This is a genomic window from Georgenia sp. X1117 (assembly GCF_057784635.1).
The window spans coordinates 3,218,711-3,245,556 of sequence record NZ_CM173492.1 but is presented as its reverse complement, the minus strand read 5'-3'; the positions used below and the strand labels follow the sequence as shown (position 1 = coordinate 3,245,556).

Annotated in this window: 22 protein-coding genes; 4 read left to right on the top strand and 18 right to left on the bottom strand. The window is 72.6% G+C overall.

Annotated features, from left to right (window positions below; genetic code table 11):
* The first annotated feature begins 168 nt into the window (after window positions 1–168).
* A complete protein-coding gene (locus tag AC3D3D_RS14930; RefSeq protein WP_463662403.1) occupies window positions 169–1,167 on the top strand; it encodes a dihydroxyacetone kinase subunit DhaK in 999 nt (332 codons plus the stop codon).
* Between the two features lie 3 nt (window positions 1,168–1,170).
* Window positions 1,171–1,803 carry a dihydroxyacetone kinase subunit DhaL gene (gene dhaL / locus AC3D3D_RS14925; protein ID WP_463662404.1) on the top strand — a complete coding sequence of 211 codons (633 nt, stop codon included), beginning with the start codon at window positions 1,171–1,173 and terminating at the stop codon, window positions 1,801–1,803.
* 137 nt (window positions 1,804–1,940) lie between these two features.
* Here dhaL and map read toward each other — a convergent pair whose 3' ends face one another.
* The 10 genes from map to AC3D3D_RS14875 all read right to left on the bottom strand — a co-directional run bounded on the left by map (window position 1,941) and on the right by AC3D3D_RS14875 (window position 13,083).
* A complete protein-coding gene (map, locus tag AC3D3D_RS14920) occupies window positions 1,941–2,708 on the bottom strand; it encodes a type I methionyl aminopeptidase (RefSeq protein ID WP_463662405.1) in 768 nt (255 codons plus the stop codon).
* A 12-nt stretch (window positions 2,709–2,720) separates the two neighbouring features.
* On the bottom strand, window positions 2,721–3,788 hold the full coding sequence (locus AC3D3D_RS14915) for a zinc-binding dehydrogenase (RefSeq protein ID WP_463662406.1): 1,068 nt from the start codon (window positions 3,786–3,788) through the stop codon (window positions 2,721–2,723).
* A gap of 34 nt (window positions 3,789–3,822) precedes the next feature.
* A complete protein-coding gene (gene deoC / locus AC3D3D_RS14910) occupies window positions 3,823–4,482 on the bottom strand; it encodes a deoxyribose-phosphate aldolase (RefSeq protein WP_463662407.1) in 660 nt (219 codons plus the stop codon).
* Window positions 4,479–5,534, bottom strand: coding sequence for a sugar-binding transcriptional regulator (locus AC3D3D_RS14905; protein ID WP_463662408.1), 1,056 nt, complete (start codon window positions 5,532–5,534; stop codon window positions 4,479–4,481). The genes deoC and AC3D3D_RS14905 overlap by 4 nt, the downstream gene beginning before the upstream one ends.
* 190 nt (window positions 5,535–5,724) lie before the next feature.
* Window positions 5,725–6,774 (bottom strand): galactitol-1-phosphate 5-dehydrogenase, encoded by a 1,050-nt coding sequence (locus AC3D3D_RS14900; protein WP_463662409.1) that lies wholly within the window; start codon window positions 6,772–6,774, stop codon window positions 5,725–5,727.
* A 69-nt stretch (window positions 6,775–6,843) separates the two neighbouring features.
* Complete coding sequence (locus AC3D3D_RS14895) at window positions 6,844–8,394, bottom strand: FGGY-family carbohydrate kinase (protein WP_463662410.1); 1,551 nt, start codon at window positions 8,392–8,394, stop codon at window positions 6,844–6,846.
* Window positions 8,395–8,675: 281 nt separating this feature from the next.
* Window positions 8,676–9,605, bottom strand: coding sequence for a sugar ABC transporter permease (locus AC3D3D_RS14890; RefSeq protein WP_463662411.1), 930 nt, complete (start codon window positions 9,603–9,605; stop codon window positions 8,676–8,678).
* Window positions 9,605–11,230, bottom strand: coding sequence for an ABC transporter permease subunit (locus tag AC3D3D_RS14885; RefSeq protein WP_463662412.1), 1,626 nt, complete (start codon window positions 11,228–11,230; stop codon window positions 9,605–9,607). Before AC3D3D_RS14885 ends, AC3D3D_RS14890 begins: the two co-directional genes overlap by 1 nt.
* A 293-nt stretch (window positions 11,231–11,523) precedes the next feature.
* Window positions 11,524–12,888, bottom strand: a complete 1,365-nt coding sequence (locus AC3D3D_RS14880) for a sugar ABC transporter substrate-binding protein (protein ID WP_463662413.1) — start codon at window positions 12,886–12,888, stop codon at window positions 11,524–11,526.
* Window positions 12,889–12,939: 51 nt separating this feature from the next.
* Window positions 12,940–13,083 (bottom strand): hypothetical protein, encoded by a 144-nt coding sequence (locus AC3D3D_RS14875; RefSeq protein WP_463662414.1) that lies wholly within the window; start codon window positions 13,081–13,083, stop codon window positions 12,940–12,942.
* An 82-nt stretch (window positions 13,084–13,165) separates the two neighbouring features.
* On the opposite strand from AC3D3D_RS14875, the gene AC3D3D_RS14870 reads away from it, so the two are divergent.
* Complete coding sequence (locus AC3D3D_RS14870) at window positions 13,166–14,194, top strand: LacI family DNA-binding transcriptional regulator (RefSeq protein ID WP_463662415.1); 1,029 nt, start codon at window positions 13,166–13,168, stop codon at window positions 14,192–14,194.
* Entirely contained in the window at window positions 14,191–16,023 is a 1,833-nt protein-coding gene (locus AC3D3D_RS14865) for a glycoside hydrolase family 13 protein (protein WP_463662416.1), read from the top strand. The genes AC3D3D_RS14870 and AC3D3D_RS14865 overlap by 4 nt, the downstream gene beginning before the upstream one ends.
* Before the next feature lie 298 nt (window positions 16,024–16,321).
* Here the strand turns inward: AC3D3D_RS14865 and AC3D3D_RS14860 are convergent, their stop codons facing one another.
* From AC3D3D_RS14860 to AC3D3D_RS14825, 8 genes are all read right to left on the bottom strand, one after another.
* Complete coding sequence (locus AC3D3D_RS14860) at window positions 16,322–17,884, bottom strand: FGGY-family carbohydrate kinase (protein ID WP_463662417.1); 1,563 nt, start codon at window positions 17,882–17,884, stop codon at window positions 16,322–16,324.
* Window positions 17,885–17,970: 86 nt separating this feature from the next.
* A complete protein-coding gene (locus AC3D3D_RS14855; RefSeq protein WP_463662418.1) occupies window positions 17,971–18,732 on the bottom strand; it encodes an SDR family NAD(P)-dependent oxidoreductase in 762 nt (253 codons plus the stop codon).
* 461 nt (window positions 18,733–19,193) lie between these two features.
* Window positions 19,194–20,252, bottom strand: coding sequence for a type IV toxin-antitoxin system AbiEi family antitoxin (locus tag AC3D3D_RS14850; RefSeq protein ID WP_463662419.1), 1,059 nt, complete (start codon window positions 20,250–20,252; stop codon window positions 19,194–19,196).
* A 166-nt stretch (window positions 20,253–20,418) separates the two neighbouring features.
* Window positions 20,419–22,077: an IS1634 family transposase gene (locus tag AC3D3D_RS14845; protein WP_463662420.1), complete on the bottom strand. Its 1,659-nt coding sequence runs from the start codon at window positions 22,075–22,077 to the stop codon at window positions 20,419–20,421.
* A 509-nt stretch (window positions 22,078–22,586) separates the two neighbouring features.
* A complete protein-coding gene (locus tag AC3D3D_RS14840) occupies window positions 22,587–24,266 on the bottom strand; it encodes a dihydroxyacetone kinase family protein (protein WP_463662421.1) in 1,680 nt (559 codons plus the stop codon).
* Between the two features lie 100 nt (window positions 24,267–24,366).
* Window positions 24,367–25,419: a zinc-dependent dehydrogenase gene (locus AC3D3D_RS14835; protein WP_463662422.1), complete on the bottom strand. Its 1,053-nt coding sequence runs from the start codon at window positions 25,417–25,419 to the stop codon at window positions 24,367–24,369.
* 91 nt (window positions 25,420–25,510) lie between these two features.
* The gene (locus tag AC3D3D_RS14830) at window positions 25,511–25,579 is read right to left on the bottom strand and encodes a hypothetical protein (protein ID WP_488512656.1); all 69 of its coding nucleotides are present in this window, start codon (window positions 25,577–25,579) and stop codon (window positions 25,511–25,513) included.
* Between the two features lie 51 nt (window positions 25,580–25,630).
* Window positions 25,631–26,665: an NAD(P)H-dependent glycerol-3-phosphate dehydrogenase gene (locus AC3D3D_RS14825; RefSeq protein WP_463662423.1), complete on the bottom strand. Its 1,035-nt coding sequence runs from the start codon at window positions 26,663–26,665 to the stop codon at window positions 25,631–25,633.
* Between the last annotated feature and the right edge of the window lie 181 nt (window positions 26,666–26,846).

Genomic DNA, 26,846 nt, shown 5'->3' with positions numbered 1-26,846 from the left:
ATGAGCACGTTCACGACCGGGACCTGGCGTCCGCACCCGCCGCGAGTACGCTGAACCACGCAGCGATCAACGCTGAGAACTTCTCACGATGCGGTGAGCGGTCGACGCCCCCGGCACCACCGGGATCCGCCCGACGGCGCACCCGCCCGGACGACAGCGAGGTGCGTCATGCCCCAGGCGAAGAAGATCATCAACGACCCGGAGAACCTCGTCGACGAGGTGCTCGACGGCATGGTCCTGGCCTCCCACGGTGCCCTGCGCCGCGAGCCCGGGTCGCGCGTGCTGGTCCGCGAGGGCATCGAGGACGGCAAGGTCGGCCTCGTCATCGGCGGCGGATCCGGCCACGAGCCGATGTACACCGCCTACGTGGGCCCGGGCCTGGCCGACGCCAGCGTCGCGGGCCACATCTTCGCCGCCCCCGCCCCGCAGCACGTCCAGGAGGCCATCACCGCCGCCGACCGCGGCAAGGGCGTGCTCCTGCTCTACGGCAACTACGCCGGGGACGTCCTCAACTTCGACATGGGCGCCGAGCTCGCCGAGGACGACGACGACATCGCCACCGCCACCGTCCTGGTCAACGACGACGTCGCCACCGACGACCCGGAGACCCGCCGCGGCATCGGCGGCGCCTTCTACGTCGTCAAGATCGCCGGCGCCGCCTGCGCCGAGGCCGACTCGCTCGAGGCTGCCGAGGCCGTGGTCCGCAAGGCGCAGGGCGCCACCCGCACGCTCGGCGTCGCGGTCCGGGCCGGCTCGCTGCCGGAGACCGGTGAGCCCACCTTCGAGCTCGGCGACGACGAGATCGAGATCGGCCTGGGCATGCACGGCGAGGTCGGCGTCGAGCGCTCGAGCATGATGCCCGCCGACGAGCTGACCGAGAAGATCCTCGAGAAGATCGTCGCGGACCTGCCCTACGCGGCCGGCGACCGGGTCGCGCTGCTCGTCAACAACCTGGGTGCGACCACTCTCATGGAGCTGCTCGTGGTCAACCGCAAGGCCCGCGAGGTGCTCGAGGCCAAGGGCATCGAGGTGGTGCGCACCGACGTCGGCTCGTACTTCACCTCCCAGGAGATGGCCGGCTTCTCCCTGACCCTGCTGCGCCTGGACGACGAGCTCGAGCGGCTGCTGGCCGCCCCGTGCCGCTCGCTGCCCTACTCCCAGGGCTGAGCGATGGCCGAGAAGCTCACCATCGACCAGCTGCATGAGGTGCTGCTGGCCGGCTGCGACGCGATCGTCGCGGCCAAGGAGAGGCTCACCCGCGCGGACCAGGCCATCGGCGACGGCGACCACGGGGTCGGCATGGCCCGCGGGTTCGCCGCCGGCCGGGCCGCCCTCGAGGCCGCCTCGCCGGCCACCGTCGGCGAGGTCTACAAGGAGGTCGGCTCGGCGGTCCTCGCCACCAGCGGCGGTGCCTCGGGGGCCATCTTCGGCACGCTGTTCCGGGCACCCGGCAAGACCCTGACCACCGACACCCTCGACGCCGAGGGGTACGCCGCCGCCCTCGCGGTCGGCGCCGAGCAGGTGATGAAGCGGGGCAAGGCCGCCGTCGGGCAGAAGACGATGCTCGACGCGCTGGTGCCCGCCGCGGAGGCCGCGCGCGACGCCGTCGGGCAGGGCCTCGTCGCGACCGCGCGGGCCGCCGCCGACGCGGCCGAGGCCGGGGCCGAGCGCTCGGCCGAGCTGGTCTCGGGGTTCGGCAAGTCCAAGTCCCTGGGTGAACGGAGCGTCGGCCACCCCGATCCGGGGGCGATCTCCGTCGCGGTGCTGCTGGGGGCGATGGCCGAGGCGGTCGAACGGGTCTGAGGCCCGTCCCGCCCGCCGAGGTGGACCACAGCCGTCCGAGGTGGACTGCGTCGACGTCTACCTCGGACGAGTTCGGTCCACCTCGGCGCACGACGGCGCACGACGGCGCACGACGGCGCTAGGGGCCAGGGTCGGCGCTAGGGCAGGGTGAGGATGTCCGCGCCGTCGTCGGTGATGGCGATGGTGTGCTCGGAGTGGGCGGCGAGCGACCCGGTGGCGCTGCGCAGCGTCCAGCCGTCGTCGTCGACCACGAGCTCGTCGGTGTCCGCCATCACCCACGGCTCGATCGCCAGCATGAGCCCGGGGCGCAGCACGAATCCGCGTCCCGGGCGGCCGGTGTTGGGCACGTGCGGGTCCTGGTGCATGGTCGTGCCGATGCCGTGCCCGCCGAACTGGGTGTTGACCGGGTAGCCGGCCTCGGTGAGCACCGTGCCGATCGCGTGCGAGACGTCCCCGATCCTCGCCCCGGGGCCGGCGGCCTCGATGCCCGCCGCCAGGGCGCGGCGCGTGGCCCCGATGAGCGCGTCGGCCACCGGGTCGGGCCGCTCCCCGACGACGAAGCTGATCGCCGCGTCGGCCGCCACCCCGTGGGTGATGACGGCGAGGTCGAGGGTGAGCAGGTCGCCGTCGACCAGGTCGCGGTCGTGCGGCCGGCCGTGCAGGACGGCGTCGTTGACCGCGGTGCAGATGAAGTGGCCGAACGGGCCGCGCCCGAAGGACGGCTCGTAGTCGACGTAGCAGGAGGTGGCCCCTGCGCGGACGATCATCTCCTCGGCCCAGCGGTCGATCTGGAGGAGGTTGGTGCCGGCGGTGACGCGCTCGCGCAGGGTCTGCAGGATGTTCGCCACCACGGCGCCGGTGACGCGGCCGCGCGCGACCTCGTCGGGGCTGAGGATCTCGATCATGGCCCCAGTGTCCTACGGCTCGAGCACCACCTTGAGCGCGTCGCCGGAGGTGGCCCGGGCCAGGGCCTGCGGCGCCTGCTCGAGCGGGAACCGGTCGGTGACCAGGGCGCGGAACCGCCGCGGGTCGGCGGAGAGGATGGCCAGGGCCTCGGCGTTGTCCTGCGGGGTGTTCGACGCCGAGCCGGTGACGACGAGCTCGCGGTAGTGCACCAGGTTGGCGTCGAGGAGCACCTCGGAGCGGCCGGCGGGCATGCCGGCGAAGAAGTTCACGCGCCCGCCGACGGCAGCGGCTCGCAGCGCCTGGCCCAGCACCTCGGGCACCGGGGTGGCGACGACGACGCAGTCCGCCCCGCGCCCGTCGGTCAGCTCGGCGACGCGGTCGAGGAGGTCCTCGGCGCGCGGGTCGATCGTGTGGTCGGCGCCGAGCTCGGCCGCGCGCTCGCGCCGGGGCGCGGAGGTCTGGCTGACGATGATCCGGCTCGCCCCGCGCAGGCGGGCCAGCAGCACCGCGATGAGACCGATGGGTCCGGCGCCCAGGACCAGCACCGTGTCCCCCGGGCCGGGGTCGAGGGGCTCAAGCCCCCGGTGGACGGCGGCCACCGGCTCGGTGAGGACGACGTCGAGGGGGTCGATCCCGGGGGCCACGGGCAGCACGTTGCCGCCGTCGACCCCGCGCGCGGGGACGGCGACGACCTCGGCGAACCCGCCGTCGAGGGTGAGGCCGAGGCCCGCGTAGTTCCCGCAGATGTTGGGGCGGCCGCCGGCGCAGGCGGGGCAGGTGCCGCAGCCGAGGCTGGGGGCGAGCGCGACGAGGGTGCCGGGCGCCAGCGCGGCCGCCCCGGAGCGGTCCTCGCGCACCCGGCCGACGATCTCGTGGCCCGGGACCCGCACGGTGCCGGGCGGGAACATGCGGTGCTCGCCGCGGGCGATCTTCAGGTCCGTGCCGCACAGGCCCGAGGCGACGACGTCGACCGTGATCCCGCCCGGCTCGGCGGCGGGGACGGGGCGCCGGACCAGCGCCATGGTGCCGTCGGCCTGGTACTCGTAGGTGAGCATGCGCCCGTCCCCGTCGCCCGGCATGTGTCGCTCCCCGTCCCCGGTCAGCAGGACCTGGTCAGTCGGCCAGGCCGTCGAGCACGGCGCCCGTGCCGGACAGGCCCAGGCGGGTCGCCCCGGCGGCGATCATGGCCAGCGCCTTCTCGGTGTCGCGGATCCCGCCGGAGGCCTTGACGCCGAGGCGCGGGCCCACGGTCTTCGACATGAGCGCGACGGCGTGCTCGGTCGCCCCGCCGGCGGGGTGGAAGCCGGTGGAGGTCTTGACGAAGTCGGCGCCGGCGCGCTCGGCCGCCTCGCACACCGCGACGATCTGCTCGTCGGTCAGCGCGGCGGACTCGATGATGACCTTGAGGACGACGCCGGGGGCGGCCTCGCGCACGGCGCGGATCTCGGCCTCGGTGGCGTCGTAGCGGCCGGTGCGGGCCAGGGACAGGTCGATGACCATGTCGATCTCGTCGACGCCGTCGGCGGCGGAGCGGGCGGCCTCGGCGGCCTTGACCTCCGCGGCGTGCGCGCCGGAGGGGAACCCGCACACGACGGCGACCTTGAGGCCCTCGGGGACCTCGACGGGGACGAGGTTCGGCGAGACGCAGATCGAGTAGGTGCCCAGGGCGACGGCGTCGCGCACGAGGGCGGCGACGTCGTCGGGGGTGGACTCCGGCTTGAGCAGCGTGTGGTCGACGAGCTGGGCGACCTCGGTGCGGGTGGGCTGGCTCATGGCTGTGCTCCTTGTCGTTGCTGACGGGTACGTGGGGACGGCTGGGTGGCGGGCGCGTCGGCCGGTGCGTCGCCGGCCGGCGCACCGTCGGGGCTCCCGGCGGGCGGGAAGGTCTCGAGCAGGGCGGCGGCGACCTCCTCGTCGGTGACGAGGACGTCGCACAGGCCGTGGGCGACCGCGGCCCGGGCGACCGCGGTCTTGTTGGCGCCGGCGGCGATGGCGATGGCCAGCGGGGAGGCGCGCACCTCGTCCAGGGTGAGGCCCACGGTGCGCGCGTCGAGGGCCGGGTCGGCCGAGCGGCCGTCGGAGTCGATGAAGCGGCCGAGGACGTCCCCGACGGCGCCGTGGGCGACGAGGCGCTGGACCTCCTCGGCGCTGATGTTGCCGGTCTCGACCAGTACGGAGGTCTCCACCGGCTCGCCCAGGGCGAAGAGGAGGGCGTCGGCGGCGCGGGCCCGGTCCAGCACGCGGCGCGCGGAGCCGTCGGACATGAGGATCCGGGCGAGCTCCGGGGAGTCGACGATGGTGGGCGCCTGGAGGAAGACGGCCGTGCCGCGGGCCTGCCGGGCCAGCTCCGCCACCACGCGCGCGGGGTCGGAGGGGCCGGGCTGGGAGAGACCGCCGTTGGCCTGGACCACGGTGGTGCCGTCCGCCCACGACGGCGGGATCTGCGCGGCGAGGTCGTTCATCGTCCGGCCCCAGGACACCGCGAGCGTGGCGGGCGCCTCCTTGAGGTCGGCGAGCAGCTCGCCGGCGGCGGCCGCCACCCGCTCCCGGGTGGACAGCGGGTCCCGGGCGGGCGGCACGACGACTGCGCCGCTCAGCCCCGTGCGGTCGACGAGCGCGGCCTCCAGCGCGTGCGAGCGGGCGCGGGGGTGGACGATCTCGATGCGCACGATGCCGGTGCGGCGTGCCTCCTGGAGCAGGCGCCCGACCTGCCAGCGGGTGAGGTGGAGGCGTTCGGCCACCTCCTGCTGGGTGAGCTCCTGCTCGTGGTAGAGCGTGGCCACGCGCAGCAGCAGGAGGTCGCGCTCGCTGTCGTCGCTCCGCATGGGTCCCTCCTCCGTGCTGATGGTCGTTCGTCGTCGTGCGGGTGGTGGTGCGTCGTCGTGCCGGTGCCGGCCCTGCCGGGGCGACCCGCACGGGTGAGCACGGCGGACCGGGCGACCCGGACCGGCCGGCACGACGCGCCGGACGGCGTGGCGGCGCCGACCCTCGTCGGCGCCGCCACGTCGTGCCTCGTTACTGCTTGCCGTGCGGGAGGAAGAGCACCTTCGAGGAGTGGATGGTGCGGTTGTACATCGCCTCGATGGTCTCACCCACCTCGTCCAGGCCGAGCTCGTGGGTGATCATGAACTCCCACTTGAGCAGGCCCTGGTGCATGGCCTCGACCGTGGTCGTCCACTCGGTGCCCGGGAACGGCGCAGAGAAGGAGTTCCACGAGCCCTTGATGTCGATCTCGAGCCGCATCATGCGGGCCCAGTTCTTGTCGCTGATCGTCACGTCGGCGTTGGGGATGCCGATGAGGACGACCTCGCCGTGCCGGCCGGCCAGCCCGACGGCCTGGTCCTCGGCGACCGGGTGGCCGGAGCACTCGACGACGATGTCGTAGCCGAGCCCGGCCGCCTCGGTGGCCTGCTCCGGGGTCGTGGCCGTCGCGGTGGCGCCGGCCTGGCGGGCGAGCTCCGCCTTCTCCTCGGACAGGTCGACGGCGAGGACGTCGAGCGCCCCGCCGAGCCGGGCCCACTGGATGGCGAACAGGCCGATCGGCCCGCCCGCCCCGACGACGGCCACGCGCTTGCCCGGCGCCAGCTTCGTGCGCAGCAGGGCGTGCAGGGCGATCGCCGAGGGGTCGACCATGGCGGCGGCCCGCGGGTCGAGGTCGGCGGGCACCTTGAGCAGGAGCTTGGCCGGGCCGGCGACGTACTCGGCGTAGGCGCCGTGGCGGCGCGAGCCGTAGTAGTCGTAGTCCTCGCACAGGCTGTAGTGGCCGGCCACGCACGGGGCGCACTCGAAGCAGGGCAGCATCGGGGGCACCGTGACGAGGTCGCCGACGGCCAGGTCGGTGACACCCTCGCCGAGCTCGGCGACCCAGGCGGAGAACTCGTGGCCGGTGATGAGCGGGAGCTTGTGGGCGCCCTTCTTGAACATGCGGTCCAGGTCGGACCCGCACACGCCGCAGGCGGCGACCTTCAGCAGCACCTCGCCCGGGCCGGGCGTGGGCCGGTCGACCTCCTCGGTGCGGACGTCTCCGACGGCGTGGAGGACGGCTGCCTTCATCTTCTCGGTCATGTGGTGCTCGTGATCCCTTCGGGTGCTCGTGAGCTCGGGTGCTCGGGTGGCGGTGATGGTGGCGGTAGGTCAGGCCTCGTCGACGTGGCGGGACATGTCGTGCATGAGGTCCTTCATCGCGTCGTAGGTGTCGACGTAGGCCTGGAAGTTGTGCCGGTAGGCCTCGTGGGCCTCGGCGTCGGGCTCGATGACCTCCACGGTGCGGACCATGGCCTTGGCGGCGGCGGGCAGGTCGGCGTGCACGCCGGCCCCGACGGCGGCCATCATCGCCGAGCCGAGCAGCGGACCCTCGCGGACGTCGGTGAAGGTCATCGGCAGGTTGGACACGTCGGCGTGCATCTGCATCCAGAACCGGCTCTTGGCCGGGCCGCCGGAGACGACGACCTCCTCCGGCGGGAAGCCGTTGTCGCGCATGGTGCGGAAGATGTTCTCGGTACCGAAGCAGATGCCCTCGAGGATGGCGCGGAACATGTGGCTCTCGCCGTGACCGAGGGTCAGGCCCCAGAACACGCCGCGCGAGCGCGGGTCGGAGTAGGGCGAGCGGTTGCCCTGGAAGTGGTCGAGCAGCACCAGGCCCTCGGAGCCGATCGGCACCTCGGCGGCCATCTCGTCGAGGATCTCGTAGGCGTTGCGGCCCTCGGCGGCGGCCCGCTCGTTGGCGCGGCGGGCGAGGTGGTCGCGGAACCAGGCGACGACCGACCCGGTGGAGACCTGCCCGGCCTCCACGGTCCACTCCCCCGGCACGACGGCGTCGGTGTAGGAGCCCCACAGTCCCTCGGCGTGCAGCGGGACGGGCGACTGGCCGATCATCACGTGGCTCGATCCGGTGATGAGGGCCATCTTGCCGGGCTCGACGACGCCGAGCCCGATGGCGCCGGCGTACGCGTCGATGGCGCCCTCGGCGACCGGGGTGCCGGCGGCGAGCCCGAGCTCGTCGGCCACGCCCGGGCGCAGACCGCCCACGGCGGTGCCGACCGGCAGGATCCGCTCGGGGAACTTCTCCAGGACGTCGGCGGCGCCGGCCTTCTCGTACAGGGAGGTCGGCCAGCCGCCCACCGAGGTGTCGTAGAAGTACTTGCCGGCGGCGTGGTTGAGGGACATCGTCCACTCGCCGGTGAGGCGGTGGACGAGCCAGTCGGTGCAGTCGACGAGGACGTCGGCCTGGGCGAAGATCTCGGGCTCGTTGTTGCGCAGCCACATCGACTTCGGCGCGCCCCACTCGGCCGAGACGCGGCCGTAGCCGGAGTACTTCAGCGCGGGGTCGCCGGTGGCGGCGAGGGTCTCGGTCTCCTCGGTGGCGCGCACGTCCATCCACAGCAGCGCCGGGCGCAGGTGCTTGCCGTCCTTGGTCGCGGCGACGACGGTGGCGCTCGTGGCGTCCACCGAGATGCCGGCGATGGCGTCGGCGGACACCTTCGCCTGCTCGAGCGCTCCGCGGACGGCGGCGACGATGCAGGTCCACCAGGCGTCGGGGTCCTGCTCGGCGCGGCCGGGGCGGGGGAAGGAGGTGGCCCACTCGGTGGCGTGGACGCCCTTGATGGTGCCGGCGGCGTCGAAGACACCCGCGCGGGCACCGCCGGTACCCATGTCGATCCCGAGCAGGTAGGGGCCGTCTGACATCCTTCGAACCTCCGTGTTCGCTGGTGGTGCGCACGCCGCGGGCCACCCGTTGGCGACCGGTGCGCTGGTCCGACCAGGATGGCCGCTCCGCGCACATGCGCGCAACATTCGCGCCCTCTTCGCTCACATGAGCAGCGAGGGTGCCTTCGGGTGGGCAGAGCGATGCCCGCGACGCAGTGAGAGCGCTCCCCCTGCGCCGAGGTGGACCACGCTCGGTCGAGATGGACTGCGCAGAGGTCCGTCCCGGGCGAGACCGGTCCACCTCGGCGGACGCAGCCGGATCAGCCCTTGACGGACCCCGCTGTCAGCCCGCCCACGATGTAGCGCTGGAGGAAGAGGAAGAGCAGCAGGACGGGGACCGCGGCGATGACGGCGCCGGCGGCGAACATGCCCCAGTTCTGGTTCGTCAGCGAGGACACCATCTGGTACAGCCCCAGGGCCAGGGTCCAGTTCTGCTCGGACTGCAGCACCACGCGGGCGATGACGAAGTCGGAGAAGGTCGAGACGAAGGAGAGCAGCCCGACCACCGCGAGCACCGGCGCGACCATGCGCAGGATGATCGTCCAGTAGATGCGGGCGTGGCTGGCGCCGTCGATCTTCGCGGCCTCGTCGAGCTCCTTGGGCACGGTGTTGAAGAACCCGTACATGAGGAAGGTGTTCGTCCCCAGCGCGCCGCCGAGGTAGACGCAGATGAGTCCGAGCCGGGAGTTGAGCCCGAGCGCGGGCACAACCTCCCCGATCGAGAGCAGCAGCAGGAAGATCGCGACGAAGGCGAGCAGCTGGGGGAACATCTGCAGCACGAGGAGCGTGTTGAGCCCGAACGCGTGCCCCTTGAACCGGAACCGGGAGAAGGCGTACGCGGCGGCCGCGGCCATGACCACGGTGCCGATCGCCGTCGAGAGCCCGATGAACATGGTGTTGCGGAACCAGGTCCAGTACAGGGTGGTGTCGCTGAGCTGGGAGTAGCTGCCGACGTCGAACGACGTGAACAGCGAGTTCGACCCGGTGAGCGTGGCCCCCTGCCCGGCCAGCGACGCCGAGACGACGTAGACGATGGGGAACGCGGCGTAGATGACGAACACGATCCCGATGACGTGGCGGATGCCCAGCTCGGCGAACCAGCGGCCGAACGGCATCCTCGGCTGGGGCGGGAGCTCCTGCCCCTTCCGGTCGGTGGCGACGTCGGAGCCGGTGGAGTCGGTGGCGGACATCAGTTGTACTCCTCCAGCTTGCGCGCCTGACGGAAGCCGATGACGGAGACCGCGGCGACGATGATGAAGATGAGGATCGACAGCGCCGAGGCCAGCCCGTAGTCCTTCTGCGAGCTCCCGTCGATGCCGGCGATGTTGTAGACCATCGAGATGAGGATGTCGGTGTGCCCGACCGGGACGCTGGCCGAGTCCATCCGCGGTCCGCCGCCGGTGAGCATGTAGATGAGGTTGAAGTTGTTGAAGTTGAAGGCGAAGGACGCGATGAGCAACGGGGCGGTGGCGACCAGCACCAGCGGCATCGTGATCGAGCGGAACTGCTGGAGGACGCCGGCGCCGTCGATGCGGGCGGCCTCCTTGACGTCGCCGGGGATCGACTGCAACGCCGAGGTGCAGATGAGGAACATGTAGGGGAAGCCGAGCCAGAGGTTGACCAGCAGGACCGAGAGCTTGGCCAACCATGGGTCGGTCAGCCAGGGGATCTCCGCGCCGAAGAACAGCACGTTGTTGATGAACCCGAAGCGCTCGTTGAGCAGGCCCGCCCACAGCAGGGCGGCGAGGAAGCCCGGGAAGGCGTACGGGAGGATGAGGAGGGTCCGGTAGACCTTCTGCCCCTTGAGCCGGCGGTCGTTGAAGACGACGGCGAGGAACAGGCCCAGCAGGAAGGTCGTCACCACCGAGAGGAACGCGAACGCCATCGTCCACAGCAGCACCTGCAGCAGCGGGCCGGAGTAGCGCGAGTCGGCGAAGGCGTCGACGTAGTTCTCGGGCCCGACGAACACCCGCCAACCGACGTTGAGCGCCTCGCCGTCCTCGGAGACGAAGCTGCCGCGATCGTTCGGCCGGTACTCGACGCCGGTCTCGACGTTCGTCATCACGTCCGCGTCCTCGTCGTAGACGAGCCGGGAGGTGGCCTGGGCTGCCGAGCGGCCGTCGGTGGTGCGCAGGGAGCCGTCGTTGGGATCCTCGGAGAAGGGCACCCGCAGCTCCGCGACCTCCTGGGGACGCTGGTAGATGTCGGCCTGCTGGAGCACGGTCACGTCCGGCAGGGAGGTGATCCGGCCGTCCTCGACCACCGCGTCCGGCGCGTCGACGAGCGGCTCGTCGGCGTAGCCGACCCGGACGGTGCCGTCCGCCTCGTCGAGGATCGCCAGGCCGAGCTCGGCGCCGTCCACGCCCTCGCGCTCGACGACGACCACGGGGTAGCGCGTGGCGTCGGGCAGCGTGCGCTCGTTCTGGGCGAGCAGCTGCTCGACCGCCTCGGGCTTGGTGAGGTTGTGGCCGTCGCCGTAGTTGGTGAAGGAGACGTAGCCCGTGTAGACGATGGTGAAGATCTGGTACACGGCCAGGAAGATGAGGCCCGGCAGCAGGTACTTCATCGGCACCGTGCGCCGCGAGAAGTAGACCCAGTTGACGGCGGCGAGGATGACGAGGGTCCCGCCGAACAGCCACCACGAGTCGTTGTTCCAGGCCTGGAAGAGGATCGTCACGCCGAGGGCGTCGACCAGCGCGACGAGGACGAGCTTGACGAAGAACCAGCCGTTGACGTCACCCCCGCGGGCGGGGTGCGTGCCGCCGCCTCTGGATGCCGGCGGCTGCGTCACCGGCGGCATGTCGGTCGTGGTCATGGACGTCCTTTCGCGGAACGTGGCACGTCGTCGTCCGGCGCCGGGAGCGAGGAGGCGGGCCGGTCAGGAGGGGGCACGGAGCCGGGGTCGCCGGGTCGTGCGGGTGCGGTGCCCGACGTCGGGGTCGTGCGGGTGCGGCGCCCGATATCGGGGTCGCCGGGTCGTGGAGGTGCGGCGCCCGGCGTCGGGTTCGTGCGGGTCGTGCGGGAGCGGTGCCCGACGTCGACGTCGTGGCCCCGCTCGACCGGGGCGACCACCTCGGCAGCCGGCCGCCCCGGGCGGGTGGCTGGGCGTCAGCCGGCGTCGATGGCGCCCTGGATGTCGGCGACCATGGCTTCCCAGGCACCGGCCGGGTCGTCCTCGGCGCCGGAGATGATGCCGCCCTCGGTCACGCCCCAGAACTGCCAGACCTGACCCATGGCGGGCAGCGCGGGCATCGGCGCGGCCTCGGCGCCGACCTCGCGGAAGCCGGCCACGATCGCGTCCTCCGCGGCCGCGTCGGCCGCCACGGTCAGCGCCGGGACGCGGTCGCCGGTCTCGAACAGCGAGGTCTGCGCCTCCTCGGTGGACATGAAGTTGACGAGGAAGTCGTTGGCGATGAGCGCGTCCGGCGACTGCGCGTTGACGAAGAAGGCCTGCACGCCGGCGAAGGGCACCGCCGCCTCGGGGCCGGGCGCCGGGATCGGGTCGATGGCGACATCGATGTCCTCGAAGGAAGCGAGCATCCAGGGGCCACCGATGATGAACGGCGACTCGCCGTTGGCGAAGGCCTCCACCGCGATGTCGTAGGTGATGTTGGTGTCCAGGGCGCCGGTGCCGTTCTCGCCCTGCTCGGCCAGCCACTGGGCGAAGGCCGCCCCACCCTCTCCGCCCAGGCCCAGCTCCTCGGTGTACTCGCCGGAGTCGTCGGTGACGAAGACCGGCGCACCGAAGGAGGTCTGCAGCGGGTAGAAGGTGTACGGGTCGCCGTTCTCGCCGTCGGACTGGATGAGGATCGGGAACTCGGTGCCCGCCTCCTCGCCGGCGGCCAGGGCGTCGTCCCAGGTGGCCGGGGCCTCGGGGGCGAGCTCGGTGTTGCGGATGAGGGCGATGTTCTCGATGGCGAAGGGCAGGCCGTAGACCTGGCCGTCGTAGGTGACCGCGTCGATGGCGACCTGCTCGAACTCGTCGGTGTTGGCCAGCTCGAGCGGGGCGACGACGCCGTTGACGGTCAGCTCGCCGAGCCAGTCGTGGGCGCCGACGGTGATGTCCGGGCCCTCACCGGTGGGGACCTGGGTGACGAAGTCGGTGCGGATGTCCTCGAAGTTGCGCAGCACGGTCTGCACCTCGACGCCGGTCTCCTCCTCGAAGGCCACGGCGGCCTCCTCGACGGCGGCCTGGCGGGTCTCGTCGACCCACACCACGAGGGTGCCCTCCTCGTTGGGGGTGACGGCGCCGGCCTCGGCGACCTCGTCCTCCCCGCCCTCCTCTGAGGAGGACTCCGAGCCGGACTCCGAACCGGACTCCTCGTCCTCGGAACCGGTCTCGGCGTCGGTGTCCTCCGCCTCCTCGGTGGTCTCCTCCTCGGTGTCCGCGTCGTCGTCGGATCCCCCGCCGCACGCGGCCAGGGTCAGTGCCACGGCCGCTGCGGCCGCCAGGGTGGTGATGCTCCGTCGCATCTCGGTCTCCAGGTGTGTGAAGGGGACAGGGGTGTCGACCGGGCGTTCGCATCACTGCGCACGCCACTGGCTGCGGCCGACAGTACGTGCGCGGTTGGCAATCTGCAAGCGCTTGCAGTAACTTTCAGGCCACAGCAGGGTGCCCGCCCCGGGCACCACCACCTCCGCGTGCGGCGGAAGCTCGACGAGGAGCACAGATGTCCTTCCCCGGCCCCACCAGGCAGCGTCCGTGCACGCAGCCGCGCCCGTGCGACCCCCGCACGCCAGGAGGCGCGTCATGAGCCCGCGCACCCGGCTGACCGACGTCGCCGAGCAGGCCGGCGTCTCCACCGCGACCGTCTCCCGCGTGCTCAACGGCCGCACCGGCGTCGCCGAGGTCACCCGCCGCGAGGTGCTCGCCGCGCTCGACGTGCTCGGCTACGAACGACCCTCCACGCTGCGCCAGCGCGCCGCCGGGCTCGTGGGCCTCATCGTCCCCGAGCTGTCGAACCCGATCTTTCCGGCCTTCGCCCAGCAGATCGAGACCCTCCTCTCGAGCTCGGAGTTCACCCCGCTGCTGTGCACGCAGTCCCCCGGCGGCACCACCGAGGACGACTACGTCGAGATGCTCATCGAGCACGACGTCGACGGGATCATCTTCGTCTCGGGCCTGCACGCCGACACGTCCGCCGACCCCTCGCGCTACCAGCGCCTCGTCGAGCGCCGGCTGCCCTTCGTGCTGGTCAACGGCACGAACCCGCAGATCGCGGCCCCGGCCTTCGCCGCCGACGACGGCGACGCGATGGACCTGGCCGTGCGCCACCTCGCCGCGCAGGGGCACCGCCGTATCGGGCTGGCCGTGGGGCCGACGAGGTTCGTGCCGGTGGCCCGCAAGGTCGAGGCCTTCGAGCAGGCCGTGCGCGCCTATCTCGACGACCGCTCCCCCATGGTGGTGCCCACGCTGTTCACCGTCGAGGGCGGGCGGGCGGCGGGCGCCGAGCTGGTGGCTGCCGGCTGCACGGCGATCGTCACCGCCTCGGACATGATGGCGCTCGGCGTCGTGCGTGCCGTCCGCGCGGCCGGCCTGCGCGTGCCCGAGGACGTCTCGGTGGTCGGCTACGACGACTCCCCCCTCATGGCCTTCAGCGACCCGCCGCTGACCACCGTGCGCCAGCCCGTGGCGGCGATGTGCCAGGCCGCCGTCTCCACGCTCGTGGCGATCATCCGTGGGGCGGAGCCGCGGCCCACCGAGCTGACCTTCGTCCCCGAGCTGGTGGTGCGCCGCTCCACCGGCGCCGCCCCCGCGACCACCGAAGGAGACACATGATCGAGCTGCGTCCCACCCGCGTCCTGCACGACGGCGTCGAGGCGGCCCAGGACTGGTGGCGCGACGCCGTCGTGTACCAGGTCTACCCCCGCTCCTTCGCCGACGCCGACGGCGACGGCATGGGCGACCTGCCCGGCATCACCGCCCGCCTCGACCACCTCGCCGACCTCGGCGTCGACGCCCTGTGGCTCTCCCCCTTCTACCGCTCCCCGCAGAAGGACGCGGGCTACGACGTCGCCGACTACCGCGACGTCGACCCGCGGTTCGGCACCCTGGCCGACGCCGAGGCGCTCATCGCCCGGGCGCACGAGCTCGGGCTACGCGTCGTCGTCGACCTCGTCCCCAACCACACCTCCGACCAGCACGACTGGTTCCGGGCGGCCCTCGAGGCCGGCCCCGGTTCCTCGGAGCGGTCCCGCTACCTCTTCCGGGAGGGGCGCGGCGACGGCGGCGAGCTGCCGCCGAACGACTGGACCTCGGTCTTCGGGTCGATCGCCTGGACCCGCGTGCGCGACCGCGCGGACGCGCCGGGCTCGAGCTGGTCCGAGGACGGGCAGTGGTACCTCCACCTGTTCGACTCGAGCCAGCCGGACCTCGACTGGGACAACCCCGAGGTCAGGGCGGAGTTCAAGTCGATCCTGCGGTTCTGGCTCGACCGCGGCGTGGACGGGTTCCGCGTCGACGTCGCGCACGGGCTCGTCAAGGCCCCCGAGCTGCCGGACTGGCAGTGGCACTGGGACATGGTCAGCGGCTCCGCCGTCGACCCGGACCAGGTCCCGCCCGCGCCGATGTGGGACCGCGACGGCGTGCACGAGATCTACCGCGCGTGGCGGGGCGTCCTCGACACCTACTCCCCCGCCCGGATCCTCGTGGCCGAGGCGTGGGTCGACTCCGCCGAGCGGCTGGCGCGCTACGTGCGGCGCGACGAGATGCACCAGGCCTTCAACTTCCAGTTCCTCGTCACCGAGTACGGGGCGGACAGCTACCGGGCCTCGATCGCGGAGTCGCTGGCCTCGGCGGATCTGGTCGGGGCGCCGACGACCTGGGTGCAGTCCAACCACGACGTCGTGCGGCACGCCACCCGCCTGGGCCTGGCCGACACCGGCAAGGGCCCCAACGGCATCCGGGCCGACGACGCCCAGCCCGACGCCGCGCTCGGGCTGCGGCGGGCGCGCGCCGTCACGCAGCTCATGCTCGCGCTGCCGGGCTCGGCCTACCTCTACCAGGGCGAGGAGCTCGGGCTGCCGGAGCACACCGCCCTGCCCGACGACGTGCGCCAGGACCCCGCGTTCTTCCGCACCGAGGGCAAGGAGGCCGGCCGCGACGGCTGCCGGGTGCCGATGCCGTGGGAGGGGGCGAAGCCGGCGTTCGGCTTCTCCCCGACCGGTCGTGCGTGGCTGCCGCAGCCCGAGGTGTACGGCGAGCTGGCGGTCGACGCCCAGCGCGGCGTGGCGGGCTCGACGCTCGAGCTGTACCGGGAGGCGTTACGCCTGCGCCGGGAGCTGGGCCTGGGACGGGCGCGGCTGCGCGAGGTCGAGGGTCTCGGCGACCCCGAGCACGTGCTGGCGCTGCTGAGCGGTGGTGGTGGCGGCGACGGCGCTGAGGGCGAGTCCGCCGGCACCGGCGCGACCGAGGTCCTGGTGGTCACGGTGACCGGCGGCGACGCCGTCGAGCTCCCCGCCGGCTGGCGCGTGCTGCTGTCCTCGCAGCCGCCGGGGTCCGAGGGCCCCGTCAGCGGCGACGACGCCGGTGACTCAGGCGCTACTGGGAGCGCGGACGTCGCCGTCGTCCCGCCGGACACCACCGTCTGGGCCGTGCGCGCCGACTGACCGACGCTCCGCATCGGGCGTCCGCGTGCCCCGGCCACTACCGGCCCACCCCCACTCGCTCCCCCACCCTCACCCCCGACCTGTCAACCGGTAGTGGCACCGGTCAACCGACACTGTCGATTGACTGGTTGCTCAACCCGTTGAAAGGTCAGGGGTCCGAGGTGCGAGGGGGGCAAGGATCCGCGGGGGTGAGGCACCAGATGTGCGAGCGGGCACCGCCGGCACCCAGCATGCGACACCAAGCACCAAGGCCCGAGCGCCCAGCCCAGTCACCGCCGGCACCGCACGCCCGGCGCCCTCACCCTCCCCAGTACTTGCGCTGCACCGCCGTGATCCGGTCGTAGGCGCCCGAGGAGCTCAGCGCCTCGAAGGTCGAAACGAACACCGCGTAGAGGTCGTCGTAGATCTCGCGGTTCTTCGGGTTCGGCCGCAGGATGCCCACGGGGTGAACCATCGCCTCGACCGCCTCCTCGATCGAGTCGAACACCCCGGTGGCCGTGGCCCCCAGGATCGCGGCGCCGAGCGTCGTGCACTCGGGCACCTGGAGCAGCTCGATCGGCCGGTCGTAGACGTCGGCCTGGATCTGGTTCCACAGCATGCTCTTCGCCCCGCCGCCGGACAGTCGGATCGCCTCGAAGGGCGTGCCGATGACGTCCTCCATCGCCTCGACGATCATCCGCATCTCGAAGGCGCTGCCCTCGAGCATCGAGCGGGCGACCATCGACCGGTCGTGCATGAAGGAGAGTCCGAAGTGCCCGCCGCGCGCGTTGTGCTCGTAGCGCGGCGTCACCTGCCCGACGAAGAAGGGGAAGAACAACGCCCCCTTGCTGCCCGCCGGCGCCTCGGCCGCCTGCGCGCAGATGAGGTCGTAGGCGCTGAGTCCGAGCCGCTCGGCGCTCTCGCGCTCGACCTGGCCGAAGGTGTCACGGAACCAGCGCAGGATCGCTCCGGAGCAGTCGGCCTCCCCCTCGAGCTCCCAACGTCCCGGGACGGCATGCCCACCGTGCAGGACCTGGCCGCGCGGGTCGGACTTGCGCGACTCGGCGTGGGCGACCATCACCGACGCGGTCCCGACGGTGATCTCGGCCAACCCCTCGCGCACCACGCCCGAGCCGACCGCGGCGCACTGCTGGTCCCCGCCGCCGACGCAGATGGGCGTGCCCTGCGCGAGCCCCGTGGCCGCCGCCGCCTCGGCGGAGACCACGCCGACCTGCCGCATCGGCTCCTTGAGGGGCGGCAGGACCTCGAGGGGGATCTCGGCGATCTCGCAGATCTTCTCCGACCAGCGCAGCCCGTCGATGTCCAGCATCCCGCTCAGCGTGAGCGACGAGGGGTCGGAAAACAGTTCCTCGGAGCCGAGCCGGTGCAGGAACCACTCCTGCCCGTTGACGACCTTCCAGGTCTTCTCCCACACCTGGGGCCAGTTGTTCTTCACCCACATGATCTTCGGGAGCGACCAGTTCGCGTACAGCGCGGTGCCCGTGAGCGCGTGGTACTCCTCGGGCGTGATGCGCGCCCGCAGCGTCTCGATCTCCTCGTGGGACCCGCGGTTGTCGTTCCAGACGATGGAGTCGTGCAGGCAGCGCCAGTCCTCGTCGATGCACACGAACGTGCCGCGCTGGCTGGAGAAGCCCACCGAGGCGATCTCGGCCGGGTCGATGCCCGTCCGGCCGATCACCTCGGTGCTCGCCGCGGCGATCGCCGCCCACACGGCCTCCATGTCCTGCTCCACCCAGCCCGCCTGGGGGTAGATGCAGGGATACTCCCGATAGCCGGTACCGACGACGTTCCCGGTGAGATCGACGATCATCACCGTGCAGCCGGTGGTCCCGGCGTCGATCCCGCACACATATCGAGCCATTCGACATACCTCCTTGTAGTGAATGAGTGGTGCCGTCGCCCGGGCGGGCAGGGAGCGTCCGAGCCCGCCCGGGAGAGGTGGATGGGTCAGGTGGTGCGGCCGCCCGAGACGAGGATCGTGTCCCCGACGACGTAGCTCGACAGGTCCGAGACCAGGTACAGCACGGCGTTGGCCACCTCCTCGGGGCGGGCCACGCGACCGAGCGGGATGTCGGAGATGCGCCGGGCCCGGACCTCGAGATCGGGGTTGGCCTCGTAGTACATCTCGGTGTCGATGTAGCCCGGCGCGATGCAGTTGACCCTGATCCCGTCCGCGGTCAGTGTCTTGGCTGAGTACTTCGTCATCGCGATCACCGCCGCCTTGGCCGGGCCGTAGGCGGGGCCCATCGTCCCGCCGGTCACGCCCGAGGTGGAGGAGACGTTGACGATCCGCCCGCCGCCCTGGGCACGCATGACCGGGGCCACCTCGCGGGTGCAGAGGAACGTCGAGCGCACGATGCTGCGGTAGGCCGAGTCAAGGTCGTCGACCGGGGTGTCCTCGAAGGTGCCGATGGGGCAGCTGCCGGCGTTGTTGACGAGGATGTCGATCCGGCCGAACCGTTCGACCGCGGAGGCCACCAGGCGTCGTACGTCCTCCTCCTCGCCGACGTCGGCCTGCACGGCGATCGCCCGGGTGCCGTTCTCCTCGAGGTCACGAACGAGGTCCTCGGCACGCTCGCGGCTACCGCGGTAGTTGACGACGACGCCGGCACAACCGGCCTCGGCAAGCACCTGGGCGATGCTCCGCCCCAGACCGCGCGACGCACCGGTCACCAGCGCGACCTGCCCCGTCAGATCGATCCCGATCATCGTGTCCTCCCTCGACGTCGTCGTCCGTGGTCCCCGCGTCACGGCAGCCCGTACGACGCGCGTGGTCCGCCGCACCGGGCCCACCGGCGCACGACGGCGCACGGCGTGGCTGCGGGGTGCCGCTCGGCGGGAGGCCCTTCGCCGTCGGGCATGTGCCGCCTCGACCGGCCGGGCGCCTCGTCGAGCGGCGGACCGCGATCAGGCTAGAGCGCGCCGTGCTCATGCGGGAAGTTCGGCGTACATGAACGCTCACATGAGCAACGGTCGGCGCTCACGGGCACCGCACGTGCCCTGTGGCCGGCCCATACCGCCCCACTCCCGCGGGCTCCCCCACCCCCACCCCCGACCTGTCAACGGGCAATGCCACCGATCAACCGACGCTGTCGATTGACTGGTCGCTCAACTCGTTGAAAGGTCAGCGAGCGCTGGCACGGCACACCCCGGTACGCCGGGTCCTAGCCTCACGCCAGGTCGCGCACCGGGCGGAGCAGCCGGCCACGCGTGACGGTGAGCGCCGCCTCGATCTTCGCCACGAGCAGCTCGGGGCGCGCGGCCTCGCGGGCGTCGACCCGCACGACGGTGTCGCCCAACGCCTCGATCGCCCGCTGCCTCTCCCGTTCCCGGGCGTAGATCCTGTTCCGCTCCCTCGTGGGCAGGTGCGCGTACTTCTCACCGCCGTCGAACTCGACGTGGACGTAGCGCACGGAGCCGTCCCTGCGCTCACCGTCGGGGATCGCGAGATCCGTGTGGAAGACGCCGATGCTCGTGACGACCCGGCACTGGGCGACGACATCGCGGCGGCCCCACACGAGCACGACCCACCGGGTATGGCTCTCCCAGGGGGACTCCGCCCACGGGACCGCCCGGTCGAGGATCGACCTCGCGCGGCCCCGACCCGGCGACCGCTCCGGCAGCCGGTCGACAGCCTGCATCAGCTGGGCACGCACCCGCTCGGTCTCCCGCTCCGCCCGCGCCAGCTCGCGCAGGTCCCGGCGCACACGCCGTACGTCGACCCGAGCGGCCATGGCAAGCAGCCCGTCGAGCGCGACCAGGGCCTCGTGCCGGTCCACGAAGCGCGCGACGTCGAGCATGGTGCGCCGCGGCGAGGTCACCGGGACGCCGTCGACGAGCTGGACGTCCGACTCGGGCAGTGCCAGCACGTGCCGGTCGTGGTCGAGGACGCGCCCCTGGGTACCCGCGCCGGGACCGGTGATCGACGGACGGCCAGGGACGGTCCAGGTCGCCACGCCGTGGAACAACGCGGCGGACAGTCGCGAGACGGCGTGTCGCGAGCTGCGCGCCCGACTGATGGCGACGCACCGGGCGAGGTGCTCCTGCCGCTGGCGCTCGAACTCGTCGAGGTCGCCCGGGATCGCCGCGACGACGCCGCGCCGCACCCGTAGCAGGCTCGACGCCGGCGCGCCCTCGGCGGCGTCGGACAGCGGGACGAGCGGGACGCCACGCCGGGCGGGCAGGAGCGTCGGGACCGTCACCGTCCGGCGGGAGCTCAGATCTCTCACCCGGACGAGCGTGCCCGAGCCGCCCGGGTCTGCGCCGATGGTCTGTGGACAGCCGCGCCCGCCGAGGCCTGTGGGAAAAGGTGGCGGGCCACCGGCGGCGAAGGAGCGGGGTGGTCCGCGAGTGTCGACCGCTCGTACCACCCGCGACCTTTCAACCTGAGTTCGGTCATTCGCTTAGTGCCTGAGATTTTCCGGTCGTCAGGGCGTCGATGATCGCTCGTCGGTCGGGGTCGATCTGGGGCGGGATGGTCTGGGTGGCGCCGTTGGCGGTGATGGTCGCTGAGCGCAGGGGCCTGAGTTGGCGGATGACGTTGCGGATCGCGAGGCCGGAGCGTCGCTGGACCTCGCGCGAGAGGGCCAGGGCGGTGAACACGATGGTCAGGTGGGCCTCGATGGCGTCGCGGGTCCGGACGAACATGGGCCTGGCGGCCAGGTCGGTCTTGGACATCCGGAACGACTGCTCGACGTGCCAGAGCTCGTGGTAGGACCCGATGACCTCCCCGGCCGCCATCAGCTGGGCGGGGATGTTGGTGACGTAGCCCTTGAGGCCGACCAGGCGCCGTGCGCGGGCCAGGGCGGCTTCGTCCAGGCTGCGTGTGTCGCCGGTGGTCTTGACGAATCTGGGGGTCCGGGCGGCTTTCTCACCGGCGATGACGGCCCGGGCGCGGTTCTCCTGCAGCGTCAGCGTCTTGCCATCGCGCGCCGCCCGCTTGGCCGAGTAGGCCCAGACCGCCCGCCACGACCCGGGATGCTGCTCGGGGTCCCAGACCGGCTCGGCACGCACCGCTTCGTCGTTCTCACTGCGCCGGCCGGTGCGGGGAGTGATGGTGTCGATGACCTGCCCGTCGCTGAACGCGTCCCCGTGCCAGCGAAAGTGCGAGGCCAGGTCCAGCGGCGCCTTGGTCACCCTGGAGCCGACGATGAAGCGCAGGTTCGCCTCCTCCAATGCGGCCAGGTTGCCCGCCGAGAGCATGCCGGCGTCGGCCACAACGACCATGTCCTCTATGTCGTGGCGGTCCTGGAACTGCTTGATGATTGGGATGATCGTGGATGTCTCGGCCTGGTTGCCCTCATAGCAGCCGATCTCGAGTGGGAACCCGTGGCGGTCGACGAGCAGGCCGACGACGATCTGGGGGTCGACGCGGCGTTCCTTGGAGTAGCCGACCTTGCGCAGGTCGTCCTCCTTCTCGGCCTCGAAGTACAACGTGGTCACGTCGTACAAGCACAGCGAGACGTCACCACTGGTCGCGGCGTGGGTGAAGCACAGCTCGGCGACCTTGTCCCGGTAGGCGCCCGGGCCCTCGCCGGCGGCCGCCCGGGCCAGGGTGCGGCGCATCGTCTTCTCACTCGCCGGCCTCACGCCCAGGTCGCTCAGCACACGGCCGGTGTCCAGGATCGAGGTCGGCTCCACGATCCGAGCGATCACCAGATCCCGGAACACCGCATCACCCAGGGCGTCGAAGCCTAGATCCGTGAACACCGCGCTCAGCGCGTCATACAGCACCCGCGAGGAGGTCCCCACCACCCGCGGCGGGGCGACCGGTCCACGTTCACCTGTCGCCGAGCCCGGCTCGTCGAAGAGCGCCGCTGCTCCCGGCGGGCCGATCATCGCCACCCTGGGGGCCGCGGGGTCCAGGCCGAGGTCGAACTCGCCCTGACCGGGGTCCTCCAACAGCTCCCGCGCCCGCTCAACGAGCAGCCCGAGCTCGGCCTCGGTATGCGCCGACCCGACATGGGCGACGATCCGCCGCCGGCCATTGACGGACTCCGCGATCTGCACGGCCGTCGCCCCCGACGCCGTCCTTACCCGCCGAATCCATGCCACAGGCCCCACGGTAGAGCACCAATTAGTGCCTCAGATCGGTCTCTCACGCACGCATCGGTGCAGGTCAGCGACTTACGCGATCCCGGAGCGCGACGAGGTGACCAAACTCAGGTTTCAACGGGGAAGGCACCGATCAACCGACACTGCGGGCTGACAGGTCACACAAGGGGTTGAAAGGTGGAGGGGGGCGGCCCAGGAGGCCGGCTGCCCAGGAGGGGGACGGCGCAGGAGCGGGCGGCGCAGGCGGCGGGCGGCGGGCGGCGGATGGCCCCGGAGGGGGCGGCGCAGGGAGCCGTGCGCACGGCCCGCACCGGACTCGACCTCTCAACGGGGAAGGGCACCGATCAACCGACACTGCGGCCTGACAGGTCGCTCAAGGGGTTGAAAGGTGGAGGGAACGGCGCAGGAGCGGGCGGCGCAGGAGGCGGGCGGTTGGCGGCAGGTGCCGGATAGAGCCGCGCGGGGCGGCCGGCCGTCGATACGACGACCGGCCGCCCCGCGCGGGTATGTCAGGCGAAGCTGGCGACGGTGCGGATGACCAGCGCTGCGGAGACCGCGCCGGGGTCGGGGTGACCGACCGACTTCTCGGCCAGCGGGCGCGCGCGCCCCAGCTTCGGCCGCATCGGGCCGGTGGCCTCGGCACCCTGCTCGGCGGCCGTGGCGGCGCCCGCCCAGTCGCCGTCACCGAGCGCCTCGACGGCGGGCAGCAGCGCGTCGAGCATCGTCTTGTCGCCGGCCTGGGCCCCGCCCACGCGCACGACGGCGTCGACGGCGGCCCGCGCCGCCCGGACGAGGTCGGCGGTGCTGGGCGTGCCGGAGTCGGACAGCTCGCCGGCCGCCGCGTTGAGCAGCGCGCCCCACAGCGCGCCCGAGGTGCCGCCGGCCCGGTCGGACCAGGTCTCCCCGGCGCGCCCCAGTGCGGTGCGCAGTCCGGCGCCGCGCTCGACGGCCTCCTTCGCCACGCGCAGCGCCTCGCTGGAGCCGCGCGCCATGCCGGTGCCGTGGTCGCCGTCGCCGGCGAAGCTGTCGAGCTCACCGAGCTCGTCCTTCTTGCCCGCCAGCGCCTCGGACACCGCGCCGAGCACCTCGACGAGCGTGCCGGCCGCGGCGCGGGCCTCGTCGTCGGCCTCGGGGATGACGTCCTCGGCCTGCGAGACCTGCTCGATCTCGTCGGCGCTAAGCTCCTCGGCGCCGATCTGGCCCATCTTCACCGTCGGGGTGTCGCATGGGGCCTTCCACAGGCGCTCGAGCTCGTCGTCGACCCACACGAGCGTGAGCGAGACGCCGCCCATGTCCAGCGAGGTGACGAGCTCGCCGACGAGGCGGTCGACGACGGTCAGGCCGGCGGCCTCGAGCTGGTCCTCGATCGTGCGGTAGGCGACGAACATCTCCTCGTACTTCGCGGTGCCGAGGCCGTTGAAGAGCACGACGACGCGGCCGTCGGCGCCCTCGGGGCGCTCCTTGAGTACGGCCTCGACGAGCGTGGTCGCGGTCTCGTCGGCGGTGCCGAGGTCGGTCTCGTCGATGCCGGGCTCGCCGTGCACGCCGAGGCCGATGCCGAGGCGGCCCTCGGGCACGGTGAACAGCGGCTCGGCGGAGCCGGGCAGGGTGCAGCCGGAGAAGGCGACGCCGAGGGTGCGGGTGCGGTCGTTCGCGTGCCGGAAGACACGCTCGACGTCGTCGATGTCCATGCCCTCCTCGGCCGCGGCGGCGGCGATCTTGAAGACGGGCAGGTCGCCGGAGATGCCGCGGCGCTTCTCGATCTCGTCGACGCCGGCGGAGGCGATGTCGTCGGTGACCACGAGGGCGCGGGCGTCGATGCCGTCGGCGCGCAGCCGCTCGACGGCGTCGCCGAAGTGCAGGACGTCGCCGGCGTAGTTGCCGAACCCGATGATGACGCCGCCACCGCGCTCGGCGGCCTTGGCCACCGAGACCGCCTGGGCGGCCGACGGCGAGGCGAAGATGTTGCCGGTGACGCCGCCGTCGGCGAAGCCGGGGCCGACCCAGCCCATGAACGCCGGGTAGTGGCCGGTGCCGCCGCCCGTGATGACGGCGACCTTGCCCTTCTCGGTGCGGGTGGCGCGCACGACGCCGCCGTAGACCTCACGGACGTGGTGGGGGAACGCGCGGGCGAACCCCGAGACGAGCTCGGCCGGGAAGTCGGACGGGTCGTTGACGAGCTTGGTCATGACATCTCCTTCGGTGTCCTCTTCGGATGAGGTGCAGCGGGTGGTGCGGGTGGTGCAGGGGGTGGAGCGGTGATTCGGGTGGAGCGGATGGTGGTGCGGATCAGCCCTGGCCCTCCGGCGCCGCGGCGGTGACGGCGACCTTGAGCCCGCCGCGCTGGGCGGTCAGCTCGATGGCGTCGAGCGCCTGGTCGAGCCCGAACCGGTGCGTGACGAGGCGGTCGGCGTCGATCGCGCCGGAGGCCAGCAGGTCCACGGCCTCGGCGTAGTCGGACCGTCGGCAGTTCGACCCGCCGGTGACGGTGAGCTGGCCGTAGTGGATGTCGTTGGGGTCCATGACGGCGGTGCCACCCTTGGGGAAGCCGGCGAACGCGCTCACCCGGCCGCCGACGCGCACGAACCGGCAGGCCTGGGAGAACAGCTCGGCCACACCGATGGAGATGACCGCGACGTCGGCGCCGCGCCCGTCGGTGAGGCTCCGCAGCACGGCGTCGACGTCGTCGACCGCCGGGTCCAGGGCGTGCGTGGCCCCCATCTCCAGGGCGACCTGGCGCCGCTCGGCCGACCGGTTGGTCACGACGACGTGGCGCGCCCCGCGCAGCCGCGCCACCTGCGTGTGCAGCAGCCCGATGGGGCCCGCGCCCATGACGAGAACGGTGTCCCCCAGCTCGACCTGGTACTCCCGCACGCCGTTGAGCACGCAGGCCAGCGGCTCGGCGAGCGCGAGGTGGGCGGGGTCCACGCCCTCGGGCGCCTTGACGAGGTTGCCGCGCGCGACGGCGTGCGCGGGCACGAGCTGGTGCTCGGCGAGCCCGCCGTCCACCTCGTAGCCGAACAGGCGCGCCTGCTCGCAGTGGTGCTCGAGGTCGCGCTGGCAGAAGTAGCACGAGCCGCAGGAGATGGTGGGCAGGACGGCCACGAGGTCCCCGACGGCGAGGCCCTCGACCCCCTCGCCCAGCTCGGCGACCCAGCCGGCCGCCTCGTGCCCGAGGACCACGCCGGAGCGGGCGTCCTTCTCGCCGCGCACGAGGCGCACGTCGGTGCCGCAGACGGTGTTGGCCGCCACGCGCAGCAGGACCTCGCCGGGACCGGGGCTGGGCGTGGGCACGTCGGTGAGGACGACGTCGCCCTTGCCCCTCAGGACGACGGCCCTCATCGCGGCACCCGGCCGTGGGTGGTCGTGGTGGTGATCGTCATGGCTCGGCTCCTCGCTCTGCCGGTCGGGCCCGGCTCGGTGGGACGGTGGGTCATGTCGGTGGTGGTCGGCCCGGCGGGACGCCCGTCAGGACGGCGCCGGTCAGGGCAGTTCCGGTCAGGGCGGTGCCGGTCAGGAAGCGACGACGCCGGTCGGGGCATGACGGCTCCGGTCAGGGAAGGACGGCGGCGGCCACGCGGCCGGCGGGGTCCTCGGCGCCGTCGATGATCTGCGCGACGGCGGCCAGCAGCGGCATCCGCTCCGGAAGGCCGGCACCGACCTGCTCGACCAGCCGCACCGCCAGTCCCGCGGCGGGCACGCCCTCGACGGTCTGCTCGGCGGCCTCCATCTCGGCCAGCGCCTCCTTGGCGCCCTCGCCGCTGCCGATCCGCGAGCCGTAGACCTTGTTGCGGCCGGACAGCCCGGTCACCTCGAGGTCCCCGACGCCGGCGAGGCCGTACACGGTCTCCGCCCGCCCGCCGAGGGCCTCGCCGAGCAGCGCGATCTCGCGCACGGCCTGGGCGAAGGTGGCGGACTTGAGGTTGTGGAAGGGCCGGTCGTGGCGCTCGTGGAGGCCGTCGGCGATGCCGAGGGCGATGGCGTAGACGTTCTTCATCGGGGCGCTGATCTCCAGCCCGACCTCGTCGGTGGAGCCCTCGATGCGGTAGGCGGTCGAGCTCAGCGCCTCGCGCACCTCGGCCACGATCCCCTCGTCCCTGCCCGCGTAGAGGGTGGCGGTCCACTGGTCCGCGGCGACCTCGTTGGCCTTGCACGGCCCCCCGACGGCGACGATCGGGGGCAGCGGCGTGCCGGCGGCGGCGGCCACGCGGCGCACGGCGTCGGGCAGCAGCTGGATGCGCCCGTCGGCGTCGGGGGCGAAACCCTTGGAGGTGAGCAGCAGGGCGCGGGCCCGGGCGATGCCCGGCATCGCCATCTCGGCGACCTTCTCCACCCCGACGGAGGCGACCGACAGCACGACGTACTCCGCGCCGTCGAGGGCGGCCTCCAGCCGGTCGGACCGGAACAGCTCGGTGCCCTCCGCCAGCGCGACGCCGGTGCGCGGGTGCGGCCTCGCCGCCTCGACGGCGTCGAGGAGGTGGTCGTCGAGCCAGGTGCCCCACAGCCGCACGTCGTGCCCCTGGGCGCGGTAGGGCGTGGCGAGGGCCGAACCCATGGCGCCGGCCCCGAGGACGGTGATGGTGGTCATGCGGTCTCCATACGTCGTACGGCGGTCTCGGTGGTGACGACGGTGACCCGCTCTCGGGCCGCGCGCCGTCGCCGGGGTGCCGATCTGCTTCCTGGGTGATGCCCGGGCGCCGTCCTCGGCGCCCGGGCACAGCATCTCACATCAGCAGTGTGAGTTCCATCAGTGTTCGTGTGAACGCAGG